Below are 7,044 nucleotides of genomic sequence, written 5' to 3'. Positions count from 1 at the left end.
TCGGAGTTCTCCCCCTCCCGCGCGTCGTGGTCCGGCTCGCCACCCCGGGTGGTGTGGAGACACCGACAAACCCCCACGCCGGGATGACAAGAGGGGTTCCCGCCGACAGTCGAAGACGTGGCGACAGGGGTGGCCTGGATGTCCTTGGGCAGCAGGAGGACCGCGGGTCCGCCGGCGAAAGCCGCCGCGATCGCATGGTCCAGCGCGCCGGGTAGGTCCCGCGCACGAGTGATCTTCGCGCAGAACCGTGATACCGCCCCGAAGATCCGCTCGGCATCCAGCAGCCCGGGCCCACCGCTGGTGTCCTGAAACGCCCCGCACCCTTCCAGCCCGGTCGGCGGCTGCCCCACCAGCGCCAACACCGGCACCCGCGAGTCGTAGGACTCCGCAAGGGCGGCAAGCAGATTCATTGCCCCGCCGCCGGAGGTGGCGGCCACCACCCCGAGCCGGTTGGTGGCGCGCGCGTATCCGTCCGCCATGGTGGCGGCCCCGAATTCGTGTTTGGCCACAATGCCGGTCATGACGTCCGGCCGCCGCTGCACCGCGTCGTAGACGTCCTCGATATTCGCACCGCCCACCCCGAAGAGGTGATCGGTGTGCTCCGCCAGCCGCGCGATGATGACGTCCGCGACCGTCCGGGTCACCGGTCCGCGTTCGGACATGATCCCCCCTCTCGAATTGCATTGTGCGCGATACATCGCACACAAGGTATCCAGGCCCTCGTCGCCCGGGCAATGTGTCCCGGGTCACGTTCTTGCTCGAAACATGCTGATAGACAGCACATTTGGGTGCACGAATACCCTGCCGCGGAATCCCGGCGGGGCAGCTGCTCATCCGGTAGAACGGATCGCGCGCCCGCTCGGTTCAATGCACTGGGGCAGGCGGCGCTGACCTGCGGAGTTGGCCGACATTTGCCCTGGTGTTGCCCGAATCGCAACCGCTAGCCCCCAAAATGGGCGGGAGGACGCAAAACGGTGGTTCGCCATATCCTCGGGCCATGGGGCTTTCGTGGCATTCCGCCGCGCCTCGTTCGATGAAGGGTCACCAATGCCACGCACGACACGGATCACCGTCATGCTGCTGTTCGCGGCATGGGTCGTCGACTACATCGACCGGACCGTGATCAACTTCGCGCTGCCGGCCATCGGTGAGGATCTCGGTCTCGACCACACCCAGCAGGGACTGCTGGTCTCGATCTTCTTCGTGGCCTACGCGGCCATCCAGGTCCCGGCGGGGCTGCTGGCCGATCGCTACGGCGCCCTGCGGGTCGGCGTGGTCGGGCTCGTCGCCTGGTCGATCTTCACCGGATTGACCGCGGTGGCCTGGTCTTTCGCGGTCCTGCTGGCCATGCGGTTCCTGTTCGGTCTGGTACAGGGCGTCTTCCCGGCGGCCGCCATCAAGGCGCTGGCCGAACGCAGTGTGCCCGAACAGCGCACCACCGCGACCGGATGGATGAACTCCTCGAATGCGGTGGGGATCCTGCTGGCCTCGGTGATCGCGGGCATCATGCTGCCGACCATCGGGTGGCGATGGATGTTCGCCATCATCTCCGTGCTCGGCGTGGCGGTCATCCTGGCCTGGCGCAAGTGGATGCCGGAACCGCTCACCCAGGACGTGCAGCCCGTCACCATGGGCCTGAGTTCGGCGGAACGGCGCAATGTGCTGTTCTCCCCGGCCATTCTGGGCTTCGCCGTCATCTTCTTCGGTTACGACGTGCTGGTGTGGGGCGTGACGGCGTGGACGCCGACCTTCCTGCACGAGGATCGCGGAATCTCCTTCGCCGCCATCGCCTTCGCCGCGGTGCCGTCCACGCTCGGCGCGGCGGCGGGCGTGGTGATCGGGGCGCGCATGTCCGATCGCCTGGGCGGGCGGCCGCGGGTGATCGTGGTGCCGTCCATGGCCTTCACCGCCCTGATGCTGTTCATCCTGCCGCGCATCGAGTACTTCCCGCTGTTCGTGGTCGCGGGCACGGCCATGACGCTGGTGGCGGGCATGGCCATGATGCCCGCCTTCTCGGTGCCGCTGCGGGCGCTGCCCAGCGCGTACATCGGCGCGGCGACGGGCGTCATCATCTTCGGCGGGCAGCTCGCGGGTGCGCTCAGCCCGTTCACCTTCGGCGTGGTGACCGACCACTTCTCCTACCAGACGGCCTTCGCCACCATGGCCATCGGACCGGCGCTGGCCATTGTCGCGGCCGTGCTGGTGCCGCAGACCGCCGAAGCGTTCCGGGCCTCGGTGGCGGGCCGCAAAAGACCCATGAGCCTGCCGCTCTGAGCCGGGTCAGGCCGCCCGGACGGCGGCGGCGCGGCGCGCGTAGCTGCCCGCCGAGCGGGTGATGGTGGGCAGCAGCAGCGAGGTCAGGATCATGTCCACGGGGAGCCGGAACAGGTCCAGCCGGTTGTGCACGAAGCCCACGGCCAGACCGGAATCCGGATCGGCCCAGCCGCCGGAGCCGCCCAGGCCGATGTGCCCGAAGGCGTGGGGCGCGCCCAGGGTGGGGAACGGATGATAGCCCAGGTGCCAGAAGGTCAGCGGGTTCGAATCGGGGCTGAGGCCGGTGCGGCGATCGAGGGCGCGCACGGTATCGGGGGCGAGCAGCTGCTGGCCGTCGAAGGCGCCGTCGCCCGCGATGAGGGCATAGATCCGGGCGATGGCGTCGGCGCTGAAAACGCCGGTGGCCGCGCCGTTGCGGGCGGTGCCGAAATCCGGGAAGGGGCCCAGCAGGGCGGCTTCGGCGCCCGCGACATGGGCGGAGCTGATGAGTGTGCCGAGCACCGGGATGCGGGTCACGGCGGCGGTGAGCGGCCGGCCCAGCCGGGTGCCGGTGAAGGACAGGGCCGGGCCCACCATCTCGGCCACGGCGGCGCCGGCCGGGTGGCCCAGGTGCAGGCCGGAAAGACCCAGCGGCTCGGCCAGTTCGACGCGGTACAGCTCCTCCATCTCCTGGCCGGTGATGGCGCGGGTCAGGCCGCCGAGCAGCCAGCCGAAGGTCACCGCGTGGTACATGGGCAGACCGCGGGTCCAGTCGGGCGTGGCCGCGGCCAGTCGCTGCTCCATGAGCGCGTGGTCGAGGACATCGGCCGGATCGTCGAGCAGCCGCCGCAGATCGCCCAAGCCGGCACGGTGCGCCAGCACGTCGCGCACGGTAATGGAATGCTTTCCGCCGTCGGCGAATTCGGGCCAGTACTCGGCGACCGGTACGTCGTAGTCGATCGAGCCGCGGTCGGCCAGGCGGTGGATCACCATGGAGGTGATGCCCTTGGTGGTGGAGAACGAGAGGGCGGCGGTGTCGGCCTCCCACGGGATTTCACCGGCGGCGTCGGCCGTGCCGGTCCAGATGTTCACCACCGGTTCCCCGCGCAGGTAGACCGCGAGCGCGCCGCCGGTGCGCACATAGCGCGAGAACAGCAGCGCGAAGGCGCGCACGGCGGGAGCGAAGGCGGGATCGGCGGCGCCGTTGATCCCGGTGGGCAGTGTGAACATGGCAAACCTCGTTGTCCGGCCGCGCGGGCGCGGCGCTCATTCGTCGAAGGTTATGTGCAGATCATCGGATTCCGGCAGGGTCTGGCAGGCCAGGGTGTAGCCCCGGGCGAGCTCCTCGTCGATCAGGGCCTCGTTCATGATCATGCGAGTGCGGCCCCGCCGGACACGGCACACGCAGGTCCCGCACGCGGATTCACGGCAGACATAGGGTGCGTCGATGCCGCGATCGAGCAGGACATCGAGCAGTTTGCGGTGCCGCGGCCAGGGCAGTGTGTGCGTCTCGCCATCGATCTCGACCTTCACGGTGGCGGTGTCGCCCGCCGGCCGCGCAGGGACCGGATCGGGAGCCGCCACGGGTTGGTGGTGCTCGAATGGATTGTCGGTGAGCGAGCGGTATTCCTCCTCGCGGATCGCACGCTCCGGTATCCGCAATTGTGCCAGTGCGTTCTTGGCGGCGGTAGCGAATCCCGGTGGGCCACAAAGGTATACATCAAACCGACGATATGGTTTGGCGAGCGTTCCGAGCCCGCGCGCGGTGGGGACGCCGCGTTCGGATTCCAGCCAGTGCAGCACCGTCAACCTGCGTGGATGGCGGCGCGCCAGCTCGCGCAGCTGGGCGGCGAAGATGATCGACCGCCGGTCGCGATTGGCGTACAGCAGCACGATCCTGCCCTTGCCGAGGGCGAGCGCGGACTTGAGAATCGAGAAAATAGGGGTAATCCCGCTGCCCGCCGCGCACAGCAGGAAATCGCGATTCCAGCTGCGCGGCACGAAGTTTCCGGCCGGCTCCAGCACGGTGAGCAGGGAGCCGGCCGCGAGGTTGTCGCAGATCCAGTTCGAGGCATAGCCGCCGGCGGTGCGCTTGACGGTGACGGTGGGACGGTCGCCGCAGTGCGGGCTGCTCGACAGCGAATAGCAGCGCGCCACCGAACCGGTACGCGCGCTGGGCACCCGCAAGGTCAGGTATTGCCCAGGCGCATAGGCGAATCGGCTCACGAGGTCGTCCGGAATGTCGAAGACCAGCGAGACCGCATCGGCGGTCTCCGTGACGACCTCGCGCACCTTGATCTGATGAACGCGGCTCATCCCGGCACTCTCCTACCGAGTAGATACTCACCTGCCGCCTGGATACGCTCCATCGAGAGAGGTTGTGTCATACGGCGATTGACGCCGGGCGCGAGGCGCAGCATGAAATAGCCCAGCCAGGCCTCGGCGCGCACCGGGACGACGGCCAGGTCGTAGCGCACCGCGCGCACCACGGCCCGGGCCACCAGATCCGGGCTCAGCGGCGAGAACGGCAGGCGGGCCGCGAATTCCTGGATCTCCCTGGCGATCTCCTTGCCGCGCGCGACCAGATCCGGGTCGACGCCGACGGTGACGGCGTGCTCGCCGATATTGGTATTGATCACGCCGGGGCAGATGGCGCTCACCCCAACCCCCTTCGGCGCCAGCTCCAGCCGCAGGCATTCGGTGAGCATCTTCACCCCGGCCTTGGACACCGAGTAGGCCGACATGACCGGGGTCGGGGTGAAGGCGGCCGCGGAGGCGATGTTCACGATGTGGCCGCGGCGGCCCTCGTCGATCATGAGCCGGGCGAAGGTGCGGCAGCCGTAGACCACGCCGAGCAGGTTGACGCTGAGCTGGAGCTCCCAATCCGCGGGCTCCAGATCCAGGAAGGCGCCGCTGACCAGGATTCCGGCATTGTTGACCAGGATGTCGGGGACGCCGTGGTCGGCGTGCACGTCCCGGGCGAAGGCCGTCCACGCCTCCGGATCGGTCACATCCAGTTGCATGGCCACCGCGCGCCGGCCGTCGGCCTGGATGGTGGCGACCGTCGCCAGGGCGGCGTCCTTGTCGATATCGGAGACGACGACCTGTGCGCCCATCCGGGCGAAGCGCTGGGCGACCGCCCGGCCGATGCCGCTGCCCGCCCCGGTGACCACGACCAGTCGCGGATCGATGTCGTTGACCTTCATGATGCTTCCTCCGACAGGACGGCGGGCGCGGGCACGGGCGCGCCCACGGTGTAGCGGTAGACGTCGAGATCGAAATGGCGGTTCTGCCAGTACATCTCGCCGTGGGTGGACGGCCGGAACGGGGAATCGCCGTGATTGTCGATGTAGTAGGTGTTGGAACCCGCGCACACCGGCGTGAAGAGGAAGTTCCGCTGCTGCCGTTTCAGGCAGGCGGCGAAGTACTCGTCGTGTACCTCCTGCCGGATCTCGATCTCGGTGGCGCGCCGGCGTTTCGATTCGGCGATGACCCGGCTCAGATGGGCGGCGGTGGCCTCGATCATCCAGATATAGGAGCCGAGCACGAAGCCGTAGGGGCCGGTGATGGTGAAGGCATTGGGGAAGCCCGGCACCGAGACGCCCTGATACGACTGGTAGCGGTGCTCGTCCCAGAACCGTTGCAGGTCCTTGCCATTGCGTCCGCGCACCGGGAACGGCGGCACCGCGCCCTTGTCCCAGAGTTTGAAGCCGGTGGCGCAGATGAGCACGTCGATCTCGTGTTCGCGGCCGTCGGCGGTGACCACGCCGCGCTCGGTGATGCGCTCGATGGACTCGGTGACGAGGCTGACGTCGGTGCGGTTGAACGTCTTCAGGTAGTCGTTGGACATGGACGGCCGCTTGCAGCCGAGACCGTATTTCGGCATGAGCCGTTCGCGCAGCACTGGATCGGCGACCTGCCGCCGCATCCATTGCCGCACCGGGATTTCCGCGAGCTTCCGACCGGTCTCGGTGAGCCAGGGCGGTCCGGCGACCATCCCGCTCATGGCCAGTTCGGTGCCGAGATTCCCCGCCAGCCGCAGCACCGATCGGATTCGCTTGTTGCCCAGCACCTGCCGCCCGAACCGGCCGATGGCGGCATCGGTCTTCGGGAACACCCAGATCGGGGTGCGCTGGAAGACGGTGAGATGGCGGGTCTCCCCCGCGATCGCCGGAATCAGCTGCAGGGCGGTGGCGCCGGTGCCGATGACGGCCACCCGCTTGTCCCGCAGCTCGACGTCGTGATCCCACAGGGCGGTGTGCAGGAGCGCGCCGCCGAAGTCCTGCAAGCCCGGGATATCCGGCATCTTCGGCCGTTCCAGCCCGCCGACGGCCAGCACCGCATAGCGCGCGGTGAGCTCCTGCCCGCCGTCGGTGGTCAACCGCCACAGGCTGTTCCGGTCGTCGAAGTCCGCGGCCACGACGGTGGTGTTCATGCGCAGCTTGTTCCGCAGACCGTACTTGTCGACCATGCTCTCGGCGTACTCGCGAAGTTCGGTGCCGGGCGCGAAGACTCGCGACCAGTCGCCGCGCTGCTCATAGGAGAAGCTGTAGATGAACGACGGGATGTCGACCGCCACACCGGGATAGGTATTGGCGTGCCAGGTGCCGCCCACCCGATCCCATTTGTCGACGATCACGAAGTCGTGGATGCCTTTGCGCTGTAGTGCGATACCGGTGCCGATGCCACCGAATCCGGCGCCGACCACGATGACCTCGTGGTCGGCCCGGCCCCCGGCGGGCGCACCCCAGCCGACGACGTTGCTCATGTGATTCCTCGAATCTAGTTACG

The 7,044-nt window shown here is 68.4% G+C and carries 6 protein-coding genes; 1 reads left to right on the top strand and 5 read right to left on the bottom strand.

The window, feature by feature from the left end; translation table 11 throughout:
* A partial coding sequence (locus ACFVIV_RS30410; RefSeq protein ID WP_379202206.1) for a thiamine pyrophosphate-binding protein occupies positions 1 to 662 on the bottom strand: 662 nt, incomplete at its 3' end.
* Between the two features lie 385 nt (positions 663 to 1,047).
* Here ACFVIV_RS30410 and ACFVIV_RS30405 point away from each other — a divergent pair.
* Positions 1,048 to 2,274 (top strand): MFS transporter, encoded by a 1,227-nt coding sequence (locus ACFVIV_RS30405; RefSeq protein WP_379202205.1) that lies wholly within the window; start codon positions 1,048 to 1,050, stop codon positions 2,272 to 2,274.
* A gap of 6 nt (positions 2,275 to 2,280) precedes the next feature.
* On the opposite strand, the gene ACFVIV_RS30400 is transcribed toward ACFVIV_RS30405, so the two are convergent.
* From ACFVIV_RS30400 to ACFVIV_RS30385, 4 genes are read right to left on the bottom strand one after another with little or no spacing between them, the layout of a single operon-like run.
* Complete coding sequence (locus ACFVIV_RS30400) at positions 2,281 to 3,483, bottom strand: serine hydrolase domain-containing protein (protein WP_379202203.1); 1,203 nt, start codon at positions 3,481 to 3,483, stop codon at positions 2,281 to 2,283.
* Between the two features lie 36 nt (positions 3,484 to 3,519).
* The gene (locus ACFVIV_RS30395) at positions 3,520 to 4,569 is read right to left on the bottom strand and encodes a 2Fe-2S iron-sulfur cluster-binding protein (RefSeq protein ID WP_379202201.1); all 1,050 of its coding nucleotides are present in this window, start codon (positions 4,567 to 4,569) and stop codon (positions 3,520 to 3,522) included.
* Positions 4,566 to 5,459, bottom strand: coding sequence for an SDR family NAD(P)-dependent oxidoreductase (locus tag ACFVIV_RS30390; RefSeq protein ID WP_379202199.1), 894 nt, complete (start codon positions 5,457 to 5,459; stop codon positions 4,566 to 4,568). Before ACFVIV_RS30390 ends, ACFVIV_RS30395 begins: the two co-directional genes overlap by 4 nt.
* Positions 5,456 to 7,021 (bottom strand): flavin-containing monooxygenase, encoded by a 1,566-nt coding sequence (locus ACFVIV_RS30385; protein ID WP_379202197.1) that lies wholly within the window; start codon positions 7,019 to 7,021, stop codon positions 5,456 to 5,458. The genes ACFVIV_RS30390 and ACFVIV_RS30385 overlap by 4 nt, the downstream gene beginning before the upstream one ends.
* Positions 7,022 to 7,044: the final 23 nt, after the last annotated feature.

Origin of the sequence: Nocardia sp. NPDC127526 (genome assembly GCF_042672265.1) — a bacterium.
Lineage (GTDB): Bacteria > Actinomycetota > Actinomycetes > Mycobacteriales > Mycobacteriaceae > Nocardia.
This window is presented reverse-complemented; position numbering and strand designations above follow the sequence as displayed.